The sequence below is a fragment of the Adlercreutzia sp. CNCM I-6215 genome (genome assembly GCF_977072315.1).
This window is the reverse complement of the sequence record NZ_CDRVMA010000003.1, coordinates 134,558-161,337: the sequence shown is the minus strand read 5'-3', so window position 1 is coordinate 161,337 and position 26,780 is coordinate 134,558. Positions and strand designations below refer to the sequence as shown.

At 63.3% G+C, this 26,780-nt stretch carries 21 protein-coding genes; 5 read left to right on the top strand and 16 right to left on the bottom strand.

Annotated elements, in window-relative coordinates:
- Positions 1–12: 12 nt before the first annotated feature.
- From ACW4LP_RS03620 to ACW4LP_RS03585, 8 genes are all read right to left on the bottom strand, one after another.
- Entirely contained in the window at positions 13–669 is a 657-nt protein-coding gene (locus ACW4LP_RS03620) for a helix-turn-helix domain-containing protein (protein WP_114548201.1), read from the bottom strand.
- Between the two features lie 3 nt (positions 670–672).
- Positions 673–1,332 carry a DUF3990 domain-containing protein gene (locus tag ACW4LP_RS03615; RefSeq protein WP_114548202.1) on the bottom strand — a complete coding sequence of 220 codons (660 nt, stop codon included), beginning with the start codon at positions 1,330–1,332 and terminating at the stop codon, positions 673–675.
- Positions 1,333–1,440: 108 nt separating this feature from the next.
- A complete protein-coding gene (locus ACW4LP_RS03610; protein WP_114548203.1) occupies positions 1,441–1,860 on the bottom strand; it encodes a DUF4418 family protein in 420 nt (139 codons plus the stop codon).
- Between the two features lie 11 nt (positions 1,861–1,871).
- On the bottom strand, positions 1,872–2,822 hold the full coding sequence (locus ACW4LP_RS03605; RefSeq protein WP_417175318.1) for a YncE family protein: 951 nt from the start codon (positions 2,820–2,822) through the stop codon (positions 1,872–1,874).
- Positions 2,823–3,019: 197 nt separating this feature from the next.
- A complete protein-coding gene (locus ACW4LP_RS03600) occupies positions 3,020–3,697 on the bottom strand; it encodes an ABC transporter ATP-binding protein (RefSeq protein ID WP_114548205.1) in 678 nt (225 codons plus the stop codon).
- Positions 3,697–4,899, bottom strand: coding sequence for an FtsX-like permease family protein (locus ACW4LP_RS03595; RefSeq protein WP_173111597.1), 1,203 nt, complete (start codon positions 4,897–4,899; stop codon positions 3,697–3,699). Before ACW4LP_RS03595 ends, ACW4LP_RS03600 begins: the two co-directional genes overlap by 1 nt.
- A 100-nt stretch (positions 4,900–4,999) precedes the next feature.
- On the bottom strand, positions 5,000–5,566 hold the full coding sequence (locus tag ACW4LP_RS03590; RefSeq protein WP_114548207.1) for a 4Fe-4S dicluster domain-containing protein: 567 nt from the start codon (positions 5,564–5,566) through the stop codon (positions 5,000–5,002).
- A 4-nt stretch (positions 5,567–5,570) separates the two neighbouring features.
- Positions 5,571–7,931: a molybdopterin-containing oxidoreductase family protein gene (locus ACW4LP_RS03585; RefSeq protein ID WP_114548208.1), complete on the bottom strand. Its 2,361-nt coding sequence runs from the start codon at positions 7,929–7,931 to the stop codon at positions 5,571–5,573.
- 299 nt (positions 7,932–8,230) lie between these two features.
- On the opposite strand from ACW4LP_RS03585, the gene ACW4LP_RS03580 reads away from it, so the two are divergent.
- Together ACW4LP_RS03580 and ACW4LP_RS03575 are read left to right on the top strand one after the other, a co-directional pair.
- Complete coding sequence (locus ACW4LP_RS03580) at positions 8,231–10,012, top strand: ATP-binding protein (protein ID WP_114548209.1); 1,782 nt, start codon at positions 8,231–8,233, stop codon at positions 10,010–10,012.
- Positions 10,013–10,074: 62 nt separating this feature from the next.
- Positions 10,075–10,779, top strand: a complete 705-nt coding sequence (locus ACW4LP_RS03575) for a response regulator transcription factor (protein ID WP_114548210.1) — start codon at positions 10,075–10,077, stop codon at positions 10,777–10,779.
- A gap of 380 nt (positions 10,780–11,159) precedes the next feature.
- Here the strand turns inward: ACW4LP_RS03575 and ACW4LP_RS03570 are convergent, their stop codons facing one another.
- The 4 genes from ACW4LP_RS03570 to ACW4LP_RS03555 form a co-directional block, all read right to left on the bottom strand.
- Positions 11,160–12,794 carry an MFS transporter gene (locus ACW4LP_RS03570; protein ID WP_114538684.1) on the bottom strand — a complete coding sequence of 545 codons (1,635 nt, stop codon included), beginning with the start codon at positions 12,792–12,794 and terminating at the stop codon, positions 11,160–11,162.
- Between the two features lie 134 nt (positions 12,795–12,928).
- Complete coding sequence (locus tag ACW4LP_RS03565) at positions 12,929–13,495, bottom strand: GNAT family N-acetyltransferase (RefSeq protein ID WP_114538683.1); 567 nt, start codon at positions 13,493–13,495, stop codon at positions 12,929–12,931.
- Between the two features lie 56 nt (positions 13,496–13,551).
- The gene (locus ACW4LP_RS03560) at positions 13,552–14,370 is read right to left on the bottom strand and encodes a protein-ADP-ribose hydrolase (protein ID WP_114538682.1); all 819 of its coding nucleotides are present in this window, start codon (positions 14,368–14,370) and stop codon (positions 13,552–13,554) included.
- A gap of 22 nt (positions 14,371–14,392) precedes the next feature.
- The gene (locus tag ACW4LP_RS03555) at positions 14,393–16,738 is read right to left on the bottom strand and encodes a leucine-rich repeat domain-containing protein (RefSeq protein WP_114548211.1); all 2,346 of its coding nucleotides are present in this window, start codon (positions 16,736–16,738) and stop codon (positions 14,393–14,395) included.
- A 304-nt stretch (positions 16,739–17,042) separates the two neighbouring features.
- Here ACW4LP_RS03555 and ACW4LP_RS03550 point away from each other — a divergent pair, with 304 nt between their 5' ends.
- Positions 17,043–18,587: a vWA domain-containing protein gene (locus ACW4LP_RS03550; RefSeq protein WP_227069857.1), complete on the top strand. Its 1,545-nt coding sequence runs from the start codon at positions 17,043–17,045 to the stop codon at positions 18,585–18,587.
- Complete coding sequence (locus tag ACW4LP_RS03545) at positions 18,584–20,107, top strand: ATP-binding protein (RefSeq protein ID WP_114538679.1); 1,524 nt, start codon at positions 18,584–18,586, stop codon at positions 20,105–20,107. The genes ACW4LP_RS03550 and ACW4LP_RS03545 overlap by 4 nt, the downstream gene beginning before the upstream one ends.
- A gap of 194 nt (positions 20,108–20,301) precedes the next feature.
- Here ACW4LP_RS03545 and nrfD read toward each other — a convergent pair whose 3' ends face one another.
- Genes nrfD through ACW4LP_RS03525 form a run of 4 tightly spaced genes read right to left on the bottom strand, consistent with a single transcriptional unit; the run spans position 20,302 to position 24,671 of the window.
- Complete coding sequence (gene nrfD / locus ACW4LP_RS03540) at positions 20,302–21,168, bottom strand: NrfD/PsrC family molybdoenzyme membrane anchor subunit (protein ID WP_022738490.1); 867 nt, start codon at positions 21,166–21,168, stop codon at positions 20,302–20,304.
- Between the two features lie 6 nt (positions 21,169–21,174).
- Positions 21,175–21,711 (bottom strand): 4Fe-4S dicluster domain-containing protein, encoded by a 537-nt coding sequence (locus ACW4LP_RS03535; RefSeq protein WP_022738487.1) that lies wholly within the window; start codon positions 21,709–21,711, stop codon positions 21,175–21,177.
- A complete protein-coding gene (locus ACW4LP_RS03530) occupies positions 21,711–23,903 on the bottom strand; it encodes a molybdopterin-containing oxidoreductase family protein (protein ID WP_114538834.1) in 2,193 nt (730 codons plus the stop codon). The genes ACW4LP_RS03535 and ACW4LP_RS03530 overlap by 1 nt, the downstream gene beginning before the upstream one ends.
- Before the next feature lie 57 nt (positions 23,904–23,960).
- Positions 23,961–24,671, bottom strand: a complete 711-nt coding sequence (locus ACW4LP_RS03525; RefSeq protein WP_455803470.1) for a molecular chaperone TorD family protein — start codon at positions 24,669–24,671, stop codon at positions 23,961–23,963.
- A gap of 158 nt (positions 24,672–24,829) precedes the next feature.
- Here ACW4LP_RS03525 and ACW4LP_RS03520 point away from each other — a divergent pair, with 158 nt between their 5' ends.
- A complete protein-coding gene (locus tag ACW4LP_RS03520) occupies positions 24,830–26,476 on the top strand; it encodes a helix-turn-helix domain-containing protein (RefSeq protein WP_227069861.1) in 1,647 nt (548 codons plus the stop codon).
- The last annotated feature ends 304 nt before the right edge of the window (positions 26,477–26,780 follow it).

Below are 26,780 nucleotides of genomic sequence, written 5' to 3'. Positions count from 1 at the left end.
GCTGGCCGTCCCTCAGCGCTCCAGCAGCTGCTCCATGGTGCAGCGGAGGGCGCGGGACAGGCGGTAGAGGGCTATGCCCTGGGCCTTGTTGATGTCCTTCTGTCGCTGCTCGTATAGCTGGATGGAGCGGACGCCCACCCCCGATGCCTTTGCTAGTTGCGATTGAGAAAGACCTGCCGCCTCGCGCAGAGTTCGCAAGTTGGTTGCCTTCGCGCGCTCGGTGCGCATCTCGTCGAAGATGGCGACAAACTTGCTTTCAGGTGCCTCGTGCAGCGGCCAATACATGGAGCGAATCTCGTCATAGGTGGCGGTCGCGAAGATGGACCGGTAGGAGCAACCCGTGGTCATCTGGTACTGCGCGAGCGCCCACCCGGCCCAGAAGTCCGGCGTCCGGTCGTAGCGAAGTTCCGGTGCGGGCACCTCGTCGCACGGAAGCAGGGGTAGCATGATGCGCAACAGGTCATAGGACGACTTGCCCGCCACGTATACCGGATTTTGCTTTTCGAACTCCTCAGCCAAGCCCGACGCCATGAACGCCTGAGCCACCTGCTCACCCGTGCAGCCGGCCAGGTTCACCCCAATATCGAAAACGAACGCCAGCACTTCCTGCAGATCATGAGCGTAAGGCGAAGGAGGCAGCTCGACGATGGCATAACGATACTCCCCCACCTCTCAGCCCTCCCTCATCAGGTCGAGCATGTACACGCCGGCGGGATCAAAGGGCTCTTCGTGCAGAATGCGATCGAAATCGCGCCGGGCCCTCTCGTCCCGCCGCATGCGCCTCTCGTGCCACTGGGATGCCGGGGCCGTTTCGGCACCCGCGAACGTGAGGGCTCCGAAAGCGGCCTCGCTCACCGCGACCACCTGGCGGCCCAGGCCGCCGAGCTTCATAGCCCGCTCAAGCTGCGCGAGGCTGATGCGGTTTTCCAGGAAAGCCCGAGCGAACGAGAAGTAGGAGTCGTCGGCCCGGTAGCCGATGATCACATCCGCCTTGCCCAGCTCTGCCGGATAACGAGCCGCCACGTAGGACTTGGCGGCCTCCATGAGGTTCGTCGCCACGTCGAACTGCCGGTTGGCAAAGAGCACGGCCAGCCATTCGATAGTGCCGTAGGGCTCGGCATCCAAGTCGACGATGTTGAGGCCGTCGAGAGCGAGGTCGTAGGCGTTCGCGAACCCGTCCTTCGCCTTCGGGCACGCCCATTCACAGGCCAGCTCGAGCGACTCGGTGCAGTAGAAGCCCAGGCCGTAGTCGTTATAGGGGTTGCCCACCCCGAACAACGGCCTTGGCACCCGGATAGGCGACCCATGGTAAAGGCGCATGGACTCGCTCATAACAACTCCTTCTCTATCACCGAAGTGATAGAGAAGGATATCGAAGAAGAGGGTTATCGTCAACCTAGCGCACCTGGGCAGGCTTGCGGCCCGAGCGCGAGGGACGCCCTACTCCGCTACGCGCTTGCGGTCGGGGTTGAGGAGGGCGCCGGCCAGGGCGGCCACCGCCGACACGCCGCCGGCGACGCGCAGCCAAACGGCCGTGGCCTGGCAGGCCATGTCGGCGCTCTTGCACACGCCGATGGACAGCGGCGTGTCGAAGGTCATGAGCACGATGGCGACCGACAGCAGCACCAGCGCCACCGTCATGGGCCGCTTCGTCACGAGCGCCGCCACCGCCACCGCGGCCAGCACCAGCGCCAGCAGCACGGCGACCTTGGCCGTGTAGGCGCACCGCATGGGCACCATGTTCCCATTGGCTAGCTCGAGGGTTCCCGCGCAGACGGGTGCCCACAGAAGCACCGCCCCACACACCACGGCGGCGCACACCAGCGAGATGATCGGCACGATCAGTTTCACGTTCTTCATTCTGCTCCCTTTCAGACAACGACGGCGAGGCCCTTAGGCGCCGCCAATCCTTCCACGGTCGTGCGCAGCGCCAGCGTCTCCGCGTCAACGGCATGCACCTGACCACCAATGCTGTTTCCCACAAAGAGCGTCTCCCCGTCGGGCGAGAGCACCAGCGTGTCGATGCCCACGCCCAGTGAGAGCCGCCCCGTCTCCGTCCAATCGGCCGCGTCGAAGGCCACGAGCTCGCCGTCGTCCCGGGCGATAGCCCACGCCCGCCGCCCATCGGCGGCAAGCGCCACTCCGGCCACGGAGAGCCCCACGGGCACCTCGAGCACCCGCTTGCCCGTGGCGCGGTCGAGCACGTACAGCGCGCTCACCTGCTGCTCGCCCTCACCGCCCACGCCGGCCAAAATGAGCTGGCCGCCATCGGCCGACACAAGAATCTGCCGCGGACCCACCACGCCGTCGAAGGCATCGAGCTCCTCGCCCGTCGCAAGATCGATACGAGCCACGTCGTAGGTGCCGTAGTTGGCCGCGTACAGCACGTCCCCCTCAGGCGCCAGGGCCAACGCCACCGTGCGGCGCCCGGCCCCCGGCTCAATGGTGCAGCAAGGCGGCGGGTCGGTACGGCCGCTGAACCCCGAGGAGCTCAGATCCATCGTACTCACAAGCGATTGCAGCGCCGCATCGATTGCATGGACGCCGTTGACAAAATAGTCGCCAGCATAGATAAGCCCCCGGGCCTCGTCGCGACACAGCCCGAGAATCTGATGCCCCACGGGAATGGGAGCCGCAGCGGCCGGATTTGCCACCGGGACCGCCGTCACCTCGCCAGTACCGCTGCATCCCACGAAAACGATACCCTGCATAACTAGAACCGAAGCCGGATTGCGGCCGACGGGAATGCGCCCAACTACTTCTCCCGCCCTCGCGTCGACAACTGCAAGAGCGTTCGTCGCGTACTCCGCAACGCACAGCATCCCGGGAGCAATCTCCCCCGAAAATGGCTCGCCGGCATTGATCGGCTCCTTTTGGGGAGTCGGCGACGAACTCTCACGCGGCCCTCCCTCTTCGGCTACATCTCTTGGCGACTCCTCAGTCAGAGCGGCACACCCTGGTGTGCCCAGCAGCCCCATGGCCCCAATACCCGCTAACATCACAAAGCTCCTGCGCGTGATCACAGCGTCACCTCCTCCCGAAGCTTTCCGCCTTCCAAAAGGTATACCTTGTCGGCCTGGGCAGCATAGGAGCGGTCATGGGTCACCAGAACCACCGACCGCCCCTCGGTGGCACAGAAGCCGCGCAGCAACTCGAAGACGCGCTCCGACCATTCCGCATCCAGGTCATTCGTCGGCTCGTCCGCCAGCAGCACATCGTGATGGGAGAGAAGCGCACGGCCGAGCACCAGTCGGCGCTTCTGACCAGCGGATAGCGCCGAGGGAAGATGCTCGGCCCGCTCGCTGAGGCCCAGCTTCTCCAGCATCTCGAAAATGCGGTCTCGCACCACCTTCTCGCCAGAGGCCCGCAATGCCAGCTCCAAATTCTCATAGGCCGTCAGCGCCTGGAACAAATAGGGCGTTTGAAAAACGAAGCCGATGCCCCGCCGATGAATGTCGTCGATCTGAGCGGCCGTCGCCTGCGTCAAGTCGATCTTCCGATACCGTACACTGCCAGCTTCGGGGCGCAACAGACCGCCCATCACGTTGAGCAGCGTCGATTTCCCTTTGCCAGAGACGCCCGTAACCGCAATCATCGTCGAGGGCGGCACAACCATGCTCAGGCCATCGAGGGGGCGCACCGGGGGACGGGATGAGAATTCCTTTACGACGTCGGAAAGCTCTAACAACGGTTCCATCACAACCCTCCTTTGGCAAGCGTTTCCTGGGGATCCTGGCGCATCAGGGCGATCATGGGCTGAACGAGCGCCACCAAGCTGAGGAGCACCGCGAACAGGAGGGCCGCGCAGACAACCCACCCGTAAGCAGAGGGAGCCAACAGGGCTCCCGGCAAATCAAACGAGGTATGGAGCTGCCCGATAATGGCCGACGACGCCAAGCACGCGCAGGCCGTCGCTGCCGCAGCCGCGGCCATCGTGACAACCCCCACCTCGACCACGAAGCTCAAAGCAACCTTAAGGCGGCCAACTCCCATCGTCCTCAGCAGGCCGAGCTCGCCCATACGACTCGACACGAGCGACGAGAACCGCCCCGCCAACGCCAGAGCCGCCAAAAGCACAATGGCCGCCAGAAACGCAAGGGTCATTGATTCCAACACGACCAGTTGGGATGTTACGCTGGCAATAAGATCGGAGGTGCATACCGCTGCAGCGCCCGGCACCTGTTCGATAATGGCAGCTGCCACGGCCGAGGGCTGCGCTCCCTCTTTCACCTTCACCATAACGCACGAGATAGCATCGAAGGGATCGACGTTAAGCCAGACGCTCTCAAGATACGGACTTTCGGCCGCAATGGTTCGCGCAGCATTCACATCCATGAAGATGGTCTCGTCGACGCTCGATCCCGTTGGCTCAAGGGTGCCCACACAGTGAAACACCGATCCGAGAATGGATGCTTGGCCGCCTTCGATGGGTGGCGCTGCGGCCCCCAAGATAATGCCGTCCGGCGGCAGCGCTCCCCCTTCAAGGGCCCCGCCGACCAGCCAGGGGCCCACGATGAAATCTGTCTCCATGTCAATACCCACCACGCGCGTCACCCCGATCACCGAGCAGCAGCTCTGGTTGACCGTTTGCGTGAAGAATTGGGGCGTTGCCTGTTCCACGCCGGCGGTTTCGGCAACGGTTCGCTCGACGTCGGCCGGCAAGTACACGTTGACCGGCTCGGCGCAAAAGAGCACTTCCGAGGCGTTGCCCGAGGCCCCTGCGGGAAGGACCATGATGTCGGCCCCGAGTCGCTCCCGCGAGAGCCTCAGTCCATTTTCGAGCGATGCCACAACAGCCAGCGAGGTGGCCAGGACAAAAACGGCGATGAAGGCAATGAGGGCGGTCATGAGGGATCCGCCCAAGCGCCGGATGATGTTCTTCCAAGCTAGGGAAAACATTGCTCGTCCTCCTTCCAAAAGGGGGGCGGCACGAAGCGGAGGGGAGGGAGCGCTTCGTGCCGTTCTTGCGCCCTCGCGGACAAGGGCGCCCTCAGGAAAATTACGCCGTATGGTTCTCGGCCACGATGTCGTCAGGCTCTTCGGCCAAGGCCGCATCCACCGTGATGACGAAGTTGGGCTTGGTACCGGAGCTCTCGTCGGACACGATGTCGGCCGCGTGCGCGCCCTGCAGAGACTCCATGTCATCGAGGGCCAGATTTGCACCGGGGCAGGCGGCCACGCACGCAGGCAGCTCACCGCGCTGGCGCCGATCATAGCAGCCGTCGCACTTGAACGTGGTGCTCGACGCCTCGTCGTAGCTGGGCGCACCGTAGGGGCAGGCCGAGATGCAGGTCTTGCAGCCGATGCACACGGAGTGATCTTGAATCACCGTACCGTCTTCCAGCTTGCTGTAGGCCCCTACCGGGCAATTCGCCACACAGGCAGGCTCTTCGCAGTGGTTGCAGGCCATGGAGAGGTAGGCGAAGGCTCGCGGAGCATCCTGGCGAATTGCCGTCACATGCCGCAGCAACACGCCCTTGTCCAACTGCTTCTCGCTCTTGCAGGCGATGGAGCAGGTCTTGCAGCCGTAGCAGTTCTTGTTGTTCATCCAAAATCCGATAGCCATGGCCTTACGCCTCCTTCTTCACATCAACGAGGGTCTGGTTGCAGCAGTGGGTGCCTCCGAGGGTCTTCCACTTGTCGTTGGTCACATGGCTGGACGAGCCGCCCTGCTGTTCCCACCAACCATTCTGCAGCCCCACCACACCGGGCTTGATAAGGTCATTGACGAGGGCAACGCCATGGTGCTCGCCGCGGTCGTTGAACACGACCACCGCATCGCCGTCCTGGATGCCGCGCGCCGCGGCGTCGGCGAGGTTCATGAGGATCACCGGCTTCTGGTCGCAAACCTCATCCATCCACTCGAGGTTGTTGAAGGTGGAATGCACGCTGCGGTAGGTCTTCTGCTGAACGCTGAAGAGCGGGTACTTGCGAGCCAGCTCGTTGTCGTTGCGAGCGTCCTCCTCGGCCCGCGCGTAAGAGGCAATGGGATCGAAGCCCTCCTCCTTCCAGGAGCGTACCCAGAACTCGGCCTTCTCGGAGGGCGTGAGGAACTTGCCGTCCTTGTAGGGAATGTAGTCGGGGCCCACCACGTCGATGGCCTTCTTCTCCTTCAGCTCCTCATAGGTGATACCCGCCGGCTCAATGACGTTGCCGATGAGCGTCTCCATGGGCACATCGAAGGCATCGCCGAAGTCGTAACGGCGAGCGAGCTCAGTGAAGATCTCCAAGTCGCTCTTGGCCTCGCCGGGCGCATCCACCGCCTTCTCCATCAGCTGAATCCAATGGGAGCGGTTCTGGGCCAGCACGCCATCCATCTCGAAGATGCCTGCGCAGGGCAGAACCAAATCGGAGTAGAGGGCGGTAGAGGTCAGGTATTCGTCGACGGTGATGACGAAGGGGATCTTCTCCAGGGCCTTGCGCACCATGTTGGTATTGGGCCACTGGGTCATGGGGCTGCCGGTCATGGACCAGAACACGTTCACCTTGCAGGGATCTTCGTTCAGAATGGACTCGCCGAACTTGAAGCACGGAATTGCGGGCATCTTCTCGAGCAAATTGGGAACGTCGATCGGCGCACCGGTTTTCACCTCGCACACGCCGCCGGCATCCGAATAGCCCTCGCCCTCATGGCCGATCTGCCCGCAGAACGCCGCTAAGTAGGCGCCCACGGCCACGGCATAGGTGCCGTTCTCGGTGCGCATGAATCCGCCCATGTTGTGGACGATCATGGCATGCTCGGCGGTCGCGTACTCGCGGGCGATACGCTGAATGTCAGCTGCGGGCACCCCGCATTCGACCTCGGCAGCCTCGGCCGTCCAGGGGGCGGCGTTGGCGTAGATAAGCTCGAACTCGGTGTTGTACTGCTCGGCCTGGGGCATCCCCTCCAGGGTGAGGGCGGCCGTGATATTGGCGGTATCATGGCGCACCACGTTGCCTGTTGCGGTATCGAGCACCACGAAGGAGGCCGGATCCTCGGGATCTTCCATCACCGGCTCTCCCGTGGCCTTGTCAACCAGACAGGGAGCGCAGGTGTGGGCCAGCAGGAACTCCTCATCATAGAGCTTCTCATCTACGATGGTCTTCAGCATGGCAAGCCCCAAGGCCGCATCGGTGCCGGGCCAGGGAGCGATCCAATCGGTAGCCTTGGCGGCCGACTCGGTGTAAATAGGATCGATCACCACGAGCTTGCCGCCGTTGTCCACCATGTTCTCGAAACGCTGGAAGTAGCCCTGCTTGGTGATGGCGGGATTATTGCCCCAGATGATGCAGTAGGTGCTGTTCTCAATCTGGTTGCGGCAATCCAGGAAGCGCTTGCCGTAAATGTACACGACGGACTCATACACGCCGGCGCAGCAAAGCTTGCCCACCGTCGTGGTGGCACCACCGAGGTGCGCGAAGAAGGCGCTGGCCACTGGGCCGTGCATGGCTCCGAAGTTGCCCGAGCCGGTCGCGTAGCAAATCGACTGGTTGCCATCGGTCGCGATGGCCTCGTCGAACTTCTGCTGAATAAGGTCGAAGGCCTCGTCCCAGGTAATCTCCTTGAACTTGCCCGAACCCTTGTCACCGTCACGCAAAAGCGGCACCGTCAGTCGGTTGGGGTCGTTGCACATAAGGCCGCGGGCGATGCCCCGAGCGCAGGCGGCGCAGTCGTTCAGCTCGGAGGACTCCACTTTCACCAGCTTGCCATCCACCACATAGCCCTTGAGGTTATGGTGCTGACACTCCGGCGGGCACGTAGAGTAGAAGATCTCCGCATTCGCATAGGGATCCTCCCCTGTGACGGGCAGGTCCTCGTCCTTGGCGGGCGCCTCGTCGGTGGCCGCCGGGGCGCATCCGGCCAGGCCCACAGCAGCCGTAGCCGCGGCAGCGCCCACGAAGGCGCGACGGGTGAGCTTGGCGTCAATGGCGCGTTCGCTGTTCTTCGTCATAGAACTCTCCTCCCTCAGATAGGATTTTCTCGCGAGCTGCGGCGAAAAGACGTTTGAACCCCCGCTCTCGGCGGATCTCCTACCGCCTTGCTGTCGCATCGGGCGGCCCTCCTCGGCCGAAACCCTCGCACTCGCTTGCTATTATTCTGCCGTTGACTCAACGTCACTTCAATGGCGGCCAGCGGAACTTTTCATTAAGACTTCGGGGCAAATATTAAAAAAGAATTACCTTCCCCACCGAAGTCTCCTGCATGCAGCTCCATCGGGCATAATATGAAGATTGACGAGGAGGGGACACCATGTCGACCGATCACCCGGGGCGCCCGTTCCGCTATGGCATACGTTTCAAGATCGCCGTTTCCATCGGCGTCATTATGGTTGCGCTCATGGCCGTCGACATCCTGTGGAACCTGTCGCTGCAGAACGCCCAAGCCGAGAACGAGGCTCGCGAGAAGGCCGAGGTACTTGCCTCCGAGATGCGCGCAGCATGGGATTTCGTCGATATGAATCAGGACGTCATCAACCGTGCCGAGGACGGCACCTTCCGTACGAAGCACCTCGTGTGCGTGGTGGCGGCGAAGTCTATCTCCATGCTGTTTACCACGGAGACCGACTACTCCATCCGCTTCACCAACGACACCCCTCGTCAGGCCGCCAACGCGCCGGACGAGTTCGAGCAGGAGGCTCTGGCCGCCTTCAACGCCGACCCGGAACGCAAGGCGTTCTGGCGCGTGGTAGACGCCGGCGACGGCACGCGGGTGTTTCGCTATACCGAGCCTTTGTACGTGACCGAATCGTGCCTGGAATGTCACGGCGACCCCGTCGGCGAGCTGGATCAGTACGGCTACCCCAAGGAAGGCATGCAGGTGGGACAGGTGGGCGGCGCCATGTCCATCACCGAGCCCATGGACATTTACGCCGCCGGCATCCAGGACAGCATGATGCAGCAGGCGATCATGGTGTTGTTCATGATGGTAGCGGCCTTCATCGGGCTGTACTTCGTGACAAGCCGGCTGGTGCTGCGGCCCATCGACGAGCTGCGAAGCGCGGCGGGCGCCGTGGGCAAGGGCGACTTCAACTACACCCTCACGGTGCCCGACCCCGGCGAGCGGCCCCGCGACGAGCTGGCGGAGCTCACCGGCGAGTTCGACCGCATGGCCCGCGACCTTGAGGCGCTTTATGCCGATCTGGAGGGCCAGGTGCGTTCCAAGACCGACGACCTCATGGTGCTCAACGACATGCTGAACTACCAGAAGCGCGAGCTGAAGGTAGCACTCGATCGGCTGGGTGATGAGGTGGCCTACAAGAACGAGTTCTTCGCCATCGTCAGCCACGAGCTGCGCACGCCGCTCACCAGCATTTTGGCCTACGCGCGCATCCTGAACGCGGACGACAGCCTAGCGCCCAAGACCCGCGAGGCCGTGGGCGAAATCGAATCGAATGCCACCCTTTTGCTGAACATGGTGAACAACATCCTCGTCATTTCCAAGCACGCTGCTAAAAAGGACGAGCTTTTGCCCGAACCCGTGGATTTCGTCGATTTGGCCCAGTTCGTGCGCAAGGCGCTGGTCCCTATCGCGGAAGGCAAGGATGTGAGACTCTCCTGCTCGGTGGCGCCGGACGTGCCCTTGAGCATGGCCGATTGGGAGAAGCTGCGCCGCATTTTGGAGAACCTGGTGAACAATGCTATCAAGTACACCCATCGAGGCGGGTTCGTGCGCCTGACGATTGGGTTCGAAAGCGGCGAAGAGGCGAACCACGGCCACGGCAACCATCCCGGCACGCACGTCCCGGATGACGAAGACGCGGCCCCTGCCGGCTGGATCGTCATGCGCGTTGCCGACGACGGCATGGGCATCGCACCCGAGGAGCTGGACCAGATCTTCGAGCTGTACAAGCAGGCCGGGCAGTCGGCCAACCGCCGCTACCGGGGCACGGGGCTAGGGCTTGCCGTAGTGCGCGACCTCACCGAGCTGCATGGCGGCACCGTGGCCGTGGAAAGCCGGGTGAAGGAGGGCAGCACGTTCACCGTGCGCATTCCCTATGCGCCCGTCATTGAGGAAGAGGACGAGGAATCGTAAAACCGCAGGGCGGCCCGCAGCGCCGAAGGCCGAGCCGCTGACAACCGCGAAGGAGGACGACGATGGCGAAGATTCTGCTCGTGGACGATGAACCGCGCATTGCCCGGGTGGTGCGCGACATGGTGGAAGGCGCCGAGTGGCAATTCGCTTACGCCGACAACGGCGCCGATGCGCTGGACGCCGTCGCTCGCGAGGCTCCCGATCTCATCATCATGGACGTCATGATGCCGAAGATGGACGGCTTCACCGCCTGCCGCGAACTGCGCGCCCGGGGCGTCACGGTACCGGTCATCTTCCTGTCGGCCAAAGGGGACATCGTGGACAAGGGCGTCGGGTTCGCAGCCGGGGGCGACGACTATATGGTCAAGCCCTTCGACCCACGCGAGCTGATGATGCACATCGAGGCCCACCTGCGCCGCGCCGCCATGCGCCCGACCGCCGCCATGCCGTCCACCGGCACCATCACCGTCGGACGGCTTTCCCTGGACATGGCCCAGCACCGCGCTACTTTGGGCGGCGAGCACGTGCCGCTGACTCCGAAGGAGTTCAAGATCCTGGCGACACTGGCCGCAAGCCCCGGTACCGTGCTCTCCCGCGAGCAGCTGGTGGAAGCGGCCTGGGGGCCGGAGTTCGTCGGCGAGACCAGTTCCATCACCGTGTTCATCAAGAAGCTGCGGGCCAAGATAGAGGACGACCCCACCGAGCCCCGCATCATAGAAACCGTCTGGGGCATCGGCTACCGCCTGGACCCGGAGGCCTGCGGGTAAGCTAGCGAGCGAACCTGCAGGCAAACATTCTCGCTCGCGCACCTTTGACCCCGAAATGATATTTCTGATTTAAAAGTGCCATTTCGGGGCTTCTTTCTGTGCCCAAGCCGATTGCACCCCAGCGCCTTTCAGCCGCATTCGCCAGATGGCCAAAAAAGACGCGCTAACTGCGGTTTTCAGCCCTCTTTCCCCGACTTTCACCATCTACACATTCGCGCGTCCTTTTCAATAATGTTCTGACCAGGTAAAACTTTGATCAAGAGAAACCGCACTTTCGAAACCGCAAGCCGCTGACGCAGCCAGCGCAGATTTTTTGACCAAAAAATGCTCTAGAGACACTTTCGCATGCAGTTCGCGAGCCGTTTTTGGCCACAAGCGTCCTACTTTCCCGCGCCGCCGTGGTTGATAGTGGTGGCGAGGGGGTGCCGCTTCAGAAGGAGCATCATCACGAGGCACGCAAGCATGAGCGGCACGAACCAGAGGAACAGCGGCAGCAGCGCGTCGGAGTAGCCGGCGGCAATGACCGACTGGGCCGATGCGGGCAGCGAGTCGACGATCTGCGGTGTCAGCGTGGCGAGCGACAGATTGTCTACGTGGGTGAGCTTGCCGGCCACGTCGGCCGTAAGGCGCATGGTGAACAGCGCGCCCACGAGCGCCGTGCCCACCGAAGCGCCGATCTGCCGGAAGAAGTTGTTCGCCGCCGTGGCGGTGCCCACCATGGCGTGGGGGAACTCGTTTTGCACCACGAGCACGAGCAGCTGCATGCCGAGCCCCATGCCGAAGCCGAGTACGAACAGATACAGCACTGGCACCCACAGCGCCTCGTGCACCCGCATGCGCGACAGCAAGAATAGGCCCACCGTGCTCACGACACACATGGCCACAAGCATCCCCTTGTAGCGCCCCGTCTTCGACGCCGCCCAGCCGGTGGCCGTGGAAGTGATGAGGATGCCCACGCTGGTGGCCGTGCACACGAGACCGGCCACCTCCGGCGACAGATCGTCCACGATTTGGAAGTAGGTGGGCAGGTAGTTGAGCGCTCCCATGAAGCTGATGTTCAGGAGAAGCCCCGTCACCGAGCACAGCACGAAGTTGCGGTTGCGGAAGAGCCCCATGGGGATGATGGGCTCGGCGGCGCGGCGCTCCAACAGCACGAAGACCACAGCGGCAGCCACAGCCAGAGCGACAAGGCCCATAAACGGCAGACTGCCCCAGGGAATAAGCGTGCCGCCCCAGGCCATGGCCAGCACGAGCGAGGTCACGGCCACGGTCATGGCCATCATGCCGGGCCAATCGAGGGGGTGCTTTCCGAGGGCACGGGCGTCGCGGGGCAACGTGAGTCCGAGTACCACCACGGCAAGCAGGGCCACGGGCACCGTGAACCAGAAGATCCAGCGCCAGCCCGTCACCTGGACGAACCAGCCGCCCATAAGCGGGCCCAGCACATTCGACACGGCGAACACGGCGCCGATGACGCCCATGTAGGTGCCGAGTTTGCGCGGCGGCACCACGTCGGAGAGCGTCGCCTGGGACAAGATGATGAGGCCACCGCCCCCGAGGCCGGAGACGAGGTGGCCGCTGATGAGCATCTCCATGTTCATGGCCAGGCCGCACACCACCTTGCCCGCGGCGTACAGCGTGAGCGCCGCCATGAGCAGCCGCTTGCGGCCGATAAGGTCGCCCAGCTTGCCGTAGATGGGCATGACCAACGTCGACGACAGGATGTAGGCAGTGGAGACCCACTGCATGATCTCCACGCCGTTCAAGTCGCCCACGATGGTGGGCAGCGCCGTGGAGGCGATGGTCTCGGAAAGCGAGCTGATGAACATGGCGAGCAGAAGCCCGAAGAACACGAGCGCCAGCGCCCGGCCGTGCAGGGCGTGATCGGTATGGGGCGTGGAAGCGCCTGCGGGTTTTGCGGGCGCCGATGAGGTAGGAGCTATTGCGGGCGACGCAGCTGCAGCGGTCGAGACCGCTTTCGCCTTCGAAGTCGTATCTGCTGCGCTCACCACCATAGGTCGCCTCTTTCCAATCAGGGGATTCTCCCTATTTTAGAAAGACGACCGCCGCAAGCGCCGCGCAACAACCCCGCCTGCGCCGAACTGTCACGGCGCCGTTGAAGACTTGCGCGAGAATGCGTTTGCGAACGCTACAGCGCCAACTCGTACATAGCCACCTGGATGTCGCCGAGGGCCGGGTAGTGCACGGTCCACTCGCCCTTGTCCTCGAAACCGCACGACTCGTAGAGGCCGCGGCCGCGTACGTTGTGGGGGAAGGTGTCGAGGCGTAGAGCCACCAGGCCCTGGGCTCGGGCGATGTCAGCGGCACCATTCACGAGCTGGCGACCGAAGCCCCGGCCGTGGAAGGCCGGCAACGTGGCCACCACATGCAGGACGCCTACCTGTTCGGGCGCAGCATCCACGGCCCAGGGAACGGCGTTGTAACCGGGGGCGCCTTCATGATTAACCACCATGGCCGAGGCAATGATGGGCTCGGACTCACCGCCTTCGGAGACCACTTCAACCTCTTCTGCGGGCAGCAGCCCCACGATCAGCTGGGCCGCCTCCAACGACTCACGCAAGAACGCCGGCGAGGGATGCACGCCATGCTGCCACTGCACGTCGAAATCGGTGCCCTGCATCTCGTCGATCATCGTCGTGTAGAACGCAAGCACCGCATCGAACTCATCGGGCCGCGCCACGCGCACTTCCAACATCGCCGCTCCCTTCTTCATCGGATTCGAGTGAAGACAGTATAGCGTTACGATGCCACCTACAGTCCGAGCAACGGGCGGTACAGCGACTCGTCGGTTTCGGAGAAGACGTTGAACACCACGGTCATGGGCACATCGGGATGCTCGTTAAGCCAGCGGCGCACCGTAGCGACGGCGATGGAGGCCGCCTCTTCCTGCGGGAACCCGAACACACCCGTGGAGATGCAGCAGAAAGCGATGCTGGAAAGCCCCGCCTTGGCCGTCGCGTCCAGGCACGCGCGATAGCACTCGGCCAGCTGACGGCGGTGCGTATCGGTGGGACGTCCGTTGGCGATGGGCCCCACCGTGTGGATAACGTAGCGCGCGGGCAGGTTGTAGCCGTCGGTCACCTTGGCCTGGGACGTTGGCTCCGGGTGCCCCTGCGCTGCCATGAGGTTCGCACAAGCCGCACGCAATTGCACACCGGCGAAAGTGTGGATGGCGTTGTCGATGCAGTAGTGTAGCGGCGCCCAGCAGCCGGTCATGCCGGAGTTGGCGGCGTTCACGATGGCGTCTGCGGCCAAGGTGGTGATGTCGCCGCGCCACAAGCGTAGGCGCGGGTCGGTTGGCGACGGGGTCGTGTCGGCCAAGGTCGCCACACCCGCCTCGGCGATGAGCCCCTGCAGCAGTTCGTCCTGGGTCGCGAGGAACTCGCCGGGCGCGGGCCACGGAGGCCGCACGTTTACAAGTGATCGGAACGCAAGCCACAGCGCCTCGGTCGAAGCGCTTGCCAGGCCGCCCTGAGCCGCATCGGCCGCCGCGGGCGGCAGAGCGCACCCATGCGCCTTGCCCTCTTCGACGAGGTATTCCACCAAATATTGCAACAGTTTGCGATCCATAGATTCGCCTCCCTCACAGCACCTATAGCGCGAAGCGGTCGCGGGCGCGCTTGGGGGCGGTGGCACGCGTGGCCTCGGCGCGGTCGTGCTGCCAGTTCATGAGGAACAGCACACAGTCGGTGCGGTTGCTGGCGCGCAGGCGCTCGATCTGGCGATCGAACAGCTCGACATCGTTCAAGAACCCGGCATCGGCCAGAGCGCGCACCATGGCGATGTCCCCCTCACGCGCCACATACTGCACGGCCTCCGCCGCACGCTCACGCAGCGCTTCCACAATGCGATCGCGCATCTCGGGCGCCAAGCGGAAAGGCGCCGCCACGCGGTGGAGCAGGGCTCCCAGATGATCAGGCAAGCCGCGCCCCACCAGCAATTGGTCATCGTAGCGGGCGAAGTCGAAGGGGATGCCATCCTCGACGTCTTCCAAAAAGCAACTTATGAGCTGGTCGGACGTGATATGCACCACCGCATCAGCCGCAGCCAGGCGCACGATGGCGTATTCGAAGCTGCCCTCGCCGATGCTGGTGACGCTCGCGGGGATGAGCACGGGGCCGACCAGCGTGCGCGAGCAGAAGCAGTGGGCACCGATGGTGCGTAAGCCTTCGGGAAGCATGAGCTTACGCGTGCCCTTGCAGGCGTTGTCATCGCGCACCTCACGCACCGTATCGGGGATGACCAACGTCGCTGGCGCCGTGATGAGCGCGCGCTCGGCGATGAGCGTCAGCGGTGCGCCTTCCACCTCGCGCGGCAAAGCCAGGCGATCGGTGGCAGAAACCGGCGCCACCATGGCGCTCGCTGCGTTCGCCGCGGCCTCGCGAGCCGACACCGCCGTCGCGCCTCTCATGCGGGCATGGGCCGCCGACGAGAACTGGCGCGAGGGGGAATCGGGGGCCGGAGGACCCGCCACCAGATGAGCCTCACGCGAACCGTTTTCCGCAGCGACGCTGGGCTCCTTCGCAACGCCGTCCTCCCGCGCGAAGCCATCCTTTTCTGCGGGGTCGTTTCCTTCTGCAAACCCGTACCAGCACTGGTTTTTTTCCACGGCCTGAAAATCAGTGACACGACCTCCGCAGCGCGCGACAATGCGCGCAAGCGCCGCTGGATCGCTGGCCCGCCAAAGCGTCTCGGGGTTCATCGAGCCGTCCACGCGCTCCAGCGAGTCGGGCACATCGATGACGCGCGGCGGCGGGCATCCTTTCGCGAAGGCGGCGGCGCTCATGACGCGCACGCCATCAGGGACCACAAAATGCTCGGCATAAGGTGCCGAGGCGAAGATGAGGCGGAAGGGGGCCATCGTCTCGCTCGAGAAAAGGCGCGCATCGCCAGCGCCCAACCTCTCGCTGTGCCCACCGCCCAGACGCTCGAGCAGACAATCCTCCTTTATCGCATAGCATTTGTTGACAGGGCTCACCAGGTAGCGACGCGCCTCGAGCCGAGGGTTGGGCAGAGCCATGTCCAGCGGGGACGGGTCGTACGTGCGCACGCCCGCGCCCAGGTACACCACTTCGGCACTTACGGCATTGAACGCCTGAGAGCCCACCACTTCCACGGTGTCAGGCACCACTAGCAAGCGAACCTGGGCGCCACTCGTAAAGCGTCGGGAAAAAGCCTCTGAGGCGATGCGCACCACGGGCACATCGTCGATAAACGACGGCACCACAACGATCAAGCCGTCGGCCCGAAGACCGTGCTCGGCAAGCTTTCCCAGGTGCACGGCGGAAACCGCGTAGCCCTCGCCATCGCGTCGCACCGTTATGGGAACGTTGGTGGCAAAGTACGTCTCTTCACTTTGCGATGTTTCACGGTCGGATAGCGATGTTTCACGAGCTGTTAGAAGCGTTTCACGGTTTTGCGATGTTTCACGCTTTTGGGTTTCGCGCGCATTTTCGCAAGACGGATCCTTCGCTTCCTCTTTCGGCTGCCAGCGCGGCGTTTGCCCCAAGGTCCACAGCTCGTGGGGCGACAGCTTGCGCGCTGGCGCTGCCGCCGCTGCTGCGCCAGTGCCAGCAGCCGCCTCTCCGATGGCCTGTCCGACTGCGCTTGCTGTTGGCCCCTCCCCCTCTTCCCCGCGCACAGCACTGCCGATAATGCCCATGCGCTCCTCATCAGTTATACCCATGCCGAGCGCACCTACGATGAGCAGATCTCCGTCGGTGCCATCAAGCTCCTCGGTTTCATCGAGGGCCGCATCGTGCACCCAGGGCTTGTAGGGAGCCAGCTGGGGCCGCCAGTTCTCCCCCTCGATGGGGTGCCCCGGTTCCTCAATCGTCACGTCGGCCAGAGTTAAATGAAGCGGATTTTCTTGCACCCGCGCAATGAGATCGTCAAGAGAAGAAGTTGCGTCGCGAAAGACCAGAGCAGTGGCGTCCATAATTTTGTGCACCTTCCCAATTTCGATGCCCAAGGGCTGTTTACCCCGCGTAATCCCCATGCTACACTACAGCGCAAAGAGGCACAATGACAAAAGAATCGCCATTTTTGGTCACAAAATCGACTTCTGGGTTTCTTTGAGAGGGAATTACGGACAGCGAAACCCACAACAGTATTGGATCTTATCCAAATATATCGAATATCAATAAGTGAGTGAGTCTTTCCGGCAGGAGAAAAACCCAGAACTCGACTTTGTGACCAAAAATGTCGAAATGTTTGTAGCTCGAGTCGCGAAAGGAGGGGCCGTGCACGAAAGCGAGATAGAGGCGCTGGCCCTCGACGCGCTCGGCCTGGTGCGCAACGAGCTCCTCGTGAGCCTGCGCTTCATGAGCGCGGCGTTCGCCCGACTCGCGCCCCTGCCCATCCCCGGCGCTACGCTCGCCACCGATGGCGCGCATTTGCGGTTCGACCCCGTCACCTGGGCGCGCACCTACGCCGCCGATCCGGCCGAAGCTTCTCGCGCCTACCTGCACACGGTGCTCCACTGTGTGTTTCTGCACCTCTACCCTGGCGAGGGCATCGATCCCGATCTGTGGGACATCGCCTGCGACATGGTGGTGGAATCGGTGATCGATCAGCTCGATCTTCCCGCCACGCGCACGCCACAAGCGGCAGCCTCGCGTCCCGAGCTGGAGCGCATGGCCGAAGAGGCCGGCCTCATGACTGCCGAGCGTGTCTACGCCGCCCTGCGCGACCAACGCGCCGCCGGCGCAACCGACGACGAGCTCGCCCGCCTCGGCGCTCGTTTCCACGTGGACGACCATCGCCCCTGGCATGCCGTCATCATTGCCGAAGGAGAAGACGCATCGGGCAAGACGGGCGAGGCAACCGAAGGCGAGGGTCGCACGAGCGCTCCCGCCGCCAAGGCCGATACTTCCGGCACCGACATGGACATCCCCGATGAGGCCGCCGACGTTCCCTATTCCCACAAGGCGCACCGAGCGATGGACGCCGCCGACATCACCCAAAAGGACGCGCCCGAGAACGCCGCCCGCGCCATTGGCGAGCGCTTCGCCGACACCGTGCAGCTCGACCGCTCCCGCGAGCAATGGGAAAACGCGGCGCTGGAGATGGGCATCCAGCTGGACGCCTACGCGAAGCTGTGGGGCATCGAGGGATCGAATCTCGCCATGAACCTGCGCAAAGTGACCCGCGAAAAGCACGATTATCGGGCCTTCCTGCGCAAGTTCGCCCGCATGGGCGAGCAGATCCGCGTGAACGACGACGAGTTCGATTACGTGTTCTACACCTACGGCCTTGAGTTATACGGCAACCTGCCACTCGTGGAACCAGTGGAATTTGCCGAGGAGAAGCGCATCCGCGACTTCGTCATCGCCATCGACACCTCGGCCTCCACCAAAGACGGCCTCGTGCGGCGGTTCATCGAGCGCACCTATTCCATCCTGGCCGACGAGACGAGCTTCTTCTCGCGCATGAACGTGCTCATCGTGCAGTGCGACGCCGCCATTACCGACGTCGCGCGCATCACCTGCCTGCGCGATTTGGAAGACTATCTGGAAAATCCCACCATCAAGGGCCTGGGGGGCACCGATTTCCGTCCCGTGTTCGCCTACGTGGACGAGGCGCTCGCGTCCGGCGAGCTGAACGACCTGGGCGGACTCATCTACTTCACCGACGGCCAGGGCACCTATCCTGCACGTCGTCCCGCCTATGAAACCGCCTTCGTGTTCCTCGATTCCGACGATGCCGCAGCCTCGGCGCCCGTGCCCCCCTGGGCCATGAAAGTTATCCTGGATGAAACCTTCGTGCTAGAAGAGGAGCCACTATGAACATCCGCGAAGCAAAACAGCAGATCAAAAACGCCATGATTGCCTATTTCACTAAAGACGAGTTCGGCAACTATCTTCTGCCGCCCGAGCGCCAACGTCCGGTGTTCCTGCTGGGCGCGCCGGGCATCGGCAAGACGGCCATCATGGAGCAAATCGCCCAAGAACTGGAAGTGGGATTCGTGTCCTACTCCATGACCCACCATACCCGCCAAAGCGCGCTAGGCCTGCCGTTCATCGCGACGAAAACCTATGACGGCGTGGAATACCAGGTGTCCGAATACACCATGAGCGAGATCATCGCCTCGGTCTATGAGGCGATGGAGGCCACGGGGCGCCGCGAGGGCATTCTGTTCCTCGACGAGATCAACTGCGTATCGGAGACGCTCACGCCGGCCATGCTGCAGTTTCTGCAATACAAGATCTTCGGCCGCCATGCCGTGCCCGACGGCTGGATCGTCGTGACGGCCGGCAACCCGCCCGAGTACAACCGCACGGCCCACGACTTCGACATCGCCACGTGGGATCGCCTCAAGCGCATCGAGGTTGAGCCCGACTTCGATGTGTGGCGCGAGTTCGCCGTATCGACCGAGGTGCATCCCGCGGTCATCACCTACCTGGACATCGAGCGGTCCCACTTCTACGCCGTTGAGGCCACGCCCGACGGCGCGTCGTTCGTGACGGCCCGCGGCTGGGACGACCTGTCGGCGATGATCAAGCTCTACGAGGCCCAGGGGCTCACCGTTGATGAGCTGCTCGTGGAGCAGTATGTGCAAAACGGCGAGATCGCAAAGCGATTCGCCATGTACTACGACCTGTTCACGAAGTACCGCAGCGACTATCAGATCGATCGTATCTTGAACGGCAGCGCCGATGCCGGCCTGGCCGAGCGGGCCGCGGCGGCGCCCTTCGACGAGCGCGTGGCCGTCATGGGGCTTATCGTGGACGCCACGGTGAGCTGCTTGCGCGAGGCGGTTATGGAAGAGAAAGCAGCCGCGTTCGCTCATAGCGTGTTGGCCGATTTGAAGGAGCGCCTGGCCGCCGAAGGCGTGGCCGAAGACGCCGATGCGAGCGCGCTCATCCGCGCCACGACCACCGAGCTGGCACGCACCCGCGACACCGAACGGGCCGCGAGCCTGCTTTCCGACGAGCGCTACCGCTCCTTCGAGCGAACCATCAGTCTTCTTGACGAGGTGCTGCGCACAGGAGCCGATACGCCCGAGGGCGCCACGTTCAACCTGCTGCGCGAGCGCTTCAACGAGCGGCTCGACGAGCTGGACGCGGCCATCGACGAGGCGACGGCCGCCCTCGATAACGTGTTCAAGTTCGTGGAAGAGGCCTTCGGCGAGGGCCAGGAGATGCTCATGCTGGTGACCGACTTGTCCGTGAGCCGCGCCGGCATGGCCTTCATCAACGACCACGGGTGCGACCGCTACTTCGCCCACAACCAGAGTCTCCAGTTCTACGAGCGCGGTCACGACCTGGCCGCCCGCATCGACCGCATCACACTGGAAGAGGAGTAGCCCCCAGCGCGACCGCAGCGCCTTGCCCCGGCAAAGGATCCAAGCCACAGCAAGAGCAAGGCCGCGATCCCGGAAGGACCACGGCCTTGCCGCAGGCGACGCGTCGCCTATGGGAGAAAGCCCCGGGGCGCCCGATCACCCGGCGAGCGCCGCCATCGCGCTACGAGCACAGCACCGGCAGCGCCGCCATCTCGCTACAGGTACAGCACCGGTAGAGCCGCCAGAATGACCAGCAGACGCAGCATGAAACCACCCACAAGGACACCGCCCTCGCCGATGACGCTCACTACCATAGAGGTGGTGGAGGTCTCCACCTTTCGCGTGACAAACACCGGGTAGCCCTCGATGGCAAACGGCGCCACCAGGCCAAGCAGCACCAGACCGCCCCAGAACATTGGCGCGTACTGGCCCGACACGAGCGAGGCAACCGATGCGGCGCCCTCGGGACTGCCCGAGCTCACGATGATGAGCATGGTTGCAAGCACCACCATCTCGATAGCCGACAGAATCACGTGGCTCTTCTTGATGAGCCACATCTGCTCGAAGCGCTCACGATCGGTGATAAGGCCCACCAAGCTCGTAGCCGCCAGACCCGCCGACAGAGCCGACACCACGAACAGCACCGGCAAAATGGCGTTGTTCCACAGCGGGTAGGCGCTCACGACCCCCAGTAGAAAGCCGGTGTAGGCCGCCACGCAGAACGCGGATACGATACCTGTCCAGGTGAGCCACTTCGGCACCGGGCGACGCAGCACCTCAAGCAGCGCCGCGGCAATGGACACCGGCATGAACACGCAGATGAAGTACACGCCCAGCGTCATCACCGAGCCCGGGTTCATAATAAGATAGAAGAACCGCAGCGGGTTGTGCAGCCCGGCCTCGGCGTCCAACATGAGCATGAGCAGACCGATGCCCAGAAAGATGGGCGAGATAATGCGGCCCGCGACGCGCATCTTCACGCTGTCGGGATACTTCGCCTCCACAAAGGCTGAAGTGAGGAAGGCGCCGGCCGATGCGCCCGCCAAAAACAGGTACCAAGCGATCATAGATCCCCAAACCATTGATCATCACCTCACGTAGTAGATTTTCGCGGTGGTCAGGTCGCCCGCCAGCGGCTGGGCATTGGTGCGAGCGATTTCCTGGCAGATCTCGCTCTGCGGATCGTCCAGGTCGCCAAACAGGCGAGCGCCGGAGATGCAGGTGCCCACGCAACGCGGCGGGTTGCCCGGCTCGCCCTCGTACCAGCAGAAGCGGCATTTCTCGATAACGCCGGTCTTCTTAATCTGGATGCGGGCGCCGTAGGGGCAGGCGGCCATGCAGTACTTGCAGCCGATGCACCGTTCCTCGTCTACCAGCACCACGCCCGAGTCGGTCGTATAGGTGGCATGGGTGGGACACACCGCCTCGCAGGGAGCGTCCTCGCAGTGCATGCACTGCACCGGCACCACTTCCGCATACACGTTGGGGTAGACCCCCTGCTCCATCTCGTCGAATTTGATGAACGCCTCATCGGACTCGAGCCCGTTCACCATCTGACAGGCCACGCGGCAGGCGTAGCAGCCAACGCACTTCTTCGTGTTGATGAGCATTCCGTAACGGGCCATCAGCCTTCCACCTTCCTAACCTTCACCGCTACCTCCTGGCTCATGGTGGAGCCTACGCCAGGTTCCAAATGCAGCGGAACGAAATCCATCATGTTGAGACCAAAGCCCTGGGCCCGAGTGAGATAGGGCGATGTGCCGCCGTAATGGGTGGGCAGAAACAGCACACCGGGCTTCAAGCGCTCGGTCACCTTCACAGCTACCTGGCCCGAGCACTCGCTGGAGGAAAGCTCCACCGTATCGCCGTCGGCAATGCCCAGATCAGCGGCATCGGAGGCAGCCATCCAGAGTCGCTCAAGCTGATATTCCCGGGAGATGGCGTTCAGCGCCTCCAGATTCAGCGTCATGGTGTGGGAGTGGATACCCTGCTTGCCGCCGATGAGGAAGAACTCGCCCTCGGCCGGCTCCACCAGACGCGGCACGTAGCCGATAACCGGGTTCAAGCCCGCTTCCGCCACCTTCGCCGAGGCGAACTGGAACTTCTCCGTCGGAGTCTTGAACGTCGGCGTGCCGAATGCGAAGCCGGGGTCAGCCAATTCCACGATACCCGCCTCACGCACCGCATCGAGCGAGGTGCCCACGCTGGCCAGCTGCGCGTCGGCCAGCTCTTCCACCGTGAAGGGGAAGTACTGTCCCACGCCGCATGCCTCGGCTAGGGCGGTGAAGATCTCGTCGCAAGGGCGCGTTTCGGGATGGATGCGCTCGATGATGGGAGTGCGCAGAGCCACATAGTGTTTCTTGCCGCCGATGAACTCGGGCAGCTCCAGGCGCTCCAGCACTGTGCACTCGGGCAGCACGTAGTCCGACGCCAAAGCGGTCTCGCTCATTTGCACGTCAATAGTCACCACAAGCTTTGCCTGGGAAAGCGCCTCGCGCCACTTTGCCGGCTGCGCATACCCCTGCACGGCGTTGGAGTTGTAGAAGAACACGCCTTGGATGACGCCGTCGGCGCAGCCGTTCAGCACGGCCAGGTTGGTGCCGGTGCCCGAGAGCGCCAGCGGGTACTCGGCGTCGCCCAAACGCTTGGCGGCCGGCTTGGGCACCTCGGGGAACTTCACCGGATCCACGTCGCCCACCTTGGGCGAAGAGGTGATGAGCGCTCCGCCCTTCTGCCCCCAGCAGCCAAGAAGCGCATTCACGGCGCACACCGCGCGAGCCGTCTCGAAGGAGTTTTGATAGGCGCAGCCGAACGCTGCCCGCCAGGAAGGCTCGATAGCGCAGGCCGGTGCGGCGGCGGCCAGCGACTCGGCGATTTCCACGATGGTATCGGCCGGCACATCGCAGATGCCCTCGGCCCATTCCGGCGTGTACTCGGTCACTTGAGCAGCGAACTCCGGGAAGCCCACGGCGGACTGCTCAACGAACGCGTGATCGTACAGGTCGCGCGTCACCAGCACGTTCGCGATGCCGAGCAGGAACGCGATATCAGCGCCGGGCCTGATAGGCACCCAGTCAGTAGCAAAGACGCCGGTGTTGTTCAGGCGCGGATCCACGATGACCACCCGCGCCCCGCCCTCGGCCGCTCCGGCCAAGCTCTTCACCGAGGAGGGACGGATGCCATCGCCATAGCTGCGGCCGATGAACACCACCATTTTGGTGTTGGGGAAGTCCACCGAGAAGTTCTGGGCTCCCGTGGCTTCCTGAATACCGCTCTCTTTCGACAGATTGCAGGCAGCGGCATGGGTATACACGTTGGGTGAGCCGAGCGCGTTCATGAAGCGCTTGCTGTAGTACTTGCCCGAGGGGCGCGGATCTTGGATGATGGCCAGCGCCTCGGGGCCGGCCTCGGCGATGATCTCCTGCACCTTCGCGCCAATTTCGGACAGAGCGTCATCCCAGCTGATAGGGGCGAAGCTGCCGTCGGCGGCGCGCTTCATAGGCTGAGTCAGCCGGCCGTCGGAATAGGCCCACTGAGCCGCGCCGTGACCGCGACCGCAGAGCGTTCCCTTGGAATAGGGGTGCTCCTTCATGCCCTCGACGGTCCACAACCGCCCGTCGAGAGCGGTGGCGATCAGGCCGCACTTGCTGGAGCAGCCGTTGCACAGCGATGCGCCCTGAATCTTGACCGCGCCCGTGGCGGCGGCCTCGGCCTGCTCGGCCCGCCACGCGGCCACCGAGCAAGTGCCCACAGCAGCCAGCGCAGCGGTGGCGGCGGTACCCTTCAGGAAGGTTCGCCTGGTGGGATTGCAGTGCATTAAAGCCTCCTTCTCTTGCATATCTGCTTTCTCCTTGTCTGGGGAAGTCCTCGGTTTTTACCGAAGGGACACGGATAGGTCTCGGACGGCCGCCGCGAGAGCTACCGCCAGCTCGCGCCCATGGGCCAGAGCGCGAGCCAGCTCGTCGGTACGAGCCGAGGGGGGGGGCGCCGACGAGAGCGCGGCCGCATGGGCGAGCAAGGTTTGCTCGTAAGCGTCCAGCCAGTCGAAATGCTCGGACAACAGCGCAAGAGCAGCCTCATGGTTTCCCGCATCGACGCACAGGGCCACCACCTCGGTCATGAGCGTCACATGGTCGGGCATGGCGCAAAACTCCATCGGCACCTCAAGTTCGAGAGCGCGATAAAGGGCCCGCATGTGCTGGGCGCTGTCACCGAGGAGCAGATGCCGGGCCGCACCAAACTCAGCCGAGACCCCTCTGCGGCGCTCCCGTCCATCGGCCCAAGGCTTATAAAGCGATTCGACGGGCACCGCTGCCGCGGGAGCGCCCAAGGTGAGCACCTCGTTCTCGAGTCGGCAGCGCACGGCGCCCACCGGCGTCGCGGGCGCTATCGCTAAATCGGCCGCTGTCGCACGGGCCGCCTCGTACGCCGCTTCATAGTCATCGCCCCATCGCGAGAACAGAGCTCCAATGGTGCTCAGGTAGGCTGCCTTGGCGCAGACGTTCGCCTGTGCGGCATCGCGCACGACCTCTCTCTCCGATGTTTGCGTGGTCGCACGCGCAGCCCCGCCTCTTGTCTCTTGCATTTCGCACCTCCTTCCGTTGGCGCTCCATGCTAGAATCGTCGGCTATGCGCCATATCATCAGTTTCTGATGATTTATCGAGACGCAAGTCAGTCATAATAGAGGACGCGACAGGGAAACGCCCAGTTCACACTGGCAATGGAGAAGGAGGAGCAGGGCCGTGACAGCAGTCCGCGATGCACCATCGGCCGCTATCGAGCCGCTTCCCCGCTTTCTGCACCTGTGCTATCTCGGCCTCGCGTTTTTCTGGGCCTGCAGCATGCTCACCTTCCGCAGCTCCATCCTGCTCACCGGCGCGGCGGACACGCCCCAGTACAATACGTTGATCGTCGTCGTATCGTTTTTGGCAAACATGACCGTGCTCTTAGGCGTGTCGGCCCTTGTAGAGCGGGCGCCGGAAAATCTGGCGAAACTCTCGCCGTGGCCCTTCTGCGGATGCATCCTTGTCGGCATCGCGGCTATCGGCGGCGCCGGCATATGGTTTGCCGGCCCAGCGCTTTCCGCATCGCTCGTGATCGGCTCGACGCTATGCGGCGTCGGCTTCGGCTACCTATGGGGGAGCTGGGCGGACGTGCTCGGACGCGTGCATCCCTCGCGCACGGCCCTGTATGCCCCGGCGTCGTTCTTGCTCACCACCATCATCTTTCTCGCCGTCGACTCCCTCGCGGCCCTCACTCCCTTTCCGCCCCTTGCGCTCATGGCTCCCCTGCCAATAGCCTCGGTTCTCTGCCTGAAGCGCTGCCGTACCGAGAGCAGCCAGCCGTCGGTCCTCCTCGCGCCCCACCGAACCGAGTCTCAGCGCTACCTGGCGGCTCTCACCACCCTCGTGCCGCTCATCATCGCCGCCCTCGTTTTCTCCTGCCTGTTCGGCTTTATGTGGGAGACCGCCGTGCTCAGCGTGAACTCCGCGAGCACGGCCCATGAACTGCCCCTGGTGCTGAATTTCGTCGTTGCAGTGCTTCTTTTGGCCTTCACGGTTGCCTTGCAGCGGCGAGTAAACCTGTCGCTTGTCTACCAACTGCTTATCCCCATCGCCATCGTGCTGTTCGCGGCGCTGCCGTTTTTCTGGAATGTTCACCCCGTGGTGCTGAACGCAATCATGAGCGCCGTACATGGGGTCTTCGACGTGGTCATCTGGTACCTGGTAGCCACAGCTGCCTACGATTACGCCGTATCGGGCTTCGTTATAGGGGGCCTGGTGAGGGCGCTGTCCATTCTCGCACGGCTCGTGGGCATCGGCATCGGGTATCTGATCATGCTCCTCCCCGAAGTGGCTGGCTACGCTGTAGTGGGCGTGTGCATCGGAGCGGTGTATCTGCTCGTCATCCTGCTATGGTTTCTCTGGCACAACGCCAAACGCTCGGTTCCGGGCGAGGAGGCAGAAGGGAGAATGGCGATTGGCGAGGCGACCGGCGACGGCAACGCGAATCCGCATTCGAGCGTCTCAGATCCATCGTCGGTCTTAGCTGCCCCAACAGCCGTCAAGGCAACCGACAAAGCAGCTGCCGACCCTGCCAGCACCTCTCCCGTTGCGGAGTCCATCAGCACTTCTGCGACCGCCGAGATCGATGGGGCCGAAGCTATTAACAGCGAAGAGGTCGTCTTCGCGCTCCTCGCCGACGACTACGGCCTCACTCGTCGCGAGGCCGAGGTGCTCCCCTACCTCGCCCGCGGCCGCTCCGCAAAGGTCATCGCCGAAGCGCTCTTCGTCTCGGAATCCACCATCCGCACCCACACCCGCCGCATTTTGGAGAAGACCTGCCTGCATTCCAAGCAGGAACTCATCGATCTCGTTGAGAAGTATTAGAAGCCGGCGGAGGGGCGCGCCGCTTGGTGCACCAGCCGACGCGCACCGCCAAGCCGTCTAAAGCCTTGGCGCGACACCACGCGCAACCAGAACCTGCGGCTCTACGAGCGCGGTCATGACCCGGCCGCCCGCATCGGGCGCATCACACTGGAAGAAGAGCGCCTAAAAGCACCATCGATCCGAAATGTGCAAAATGAGCCATTTCTCGTAGCTATTGGCGACAAATGCGAAAAGTTTTCCCTGTTCACGCCAAACGGTTCAAGCCCTCCCGGCACAAAATCCTACGAGAAGTACCCTGTTTTGT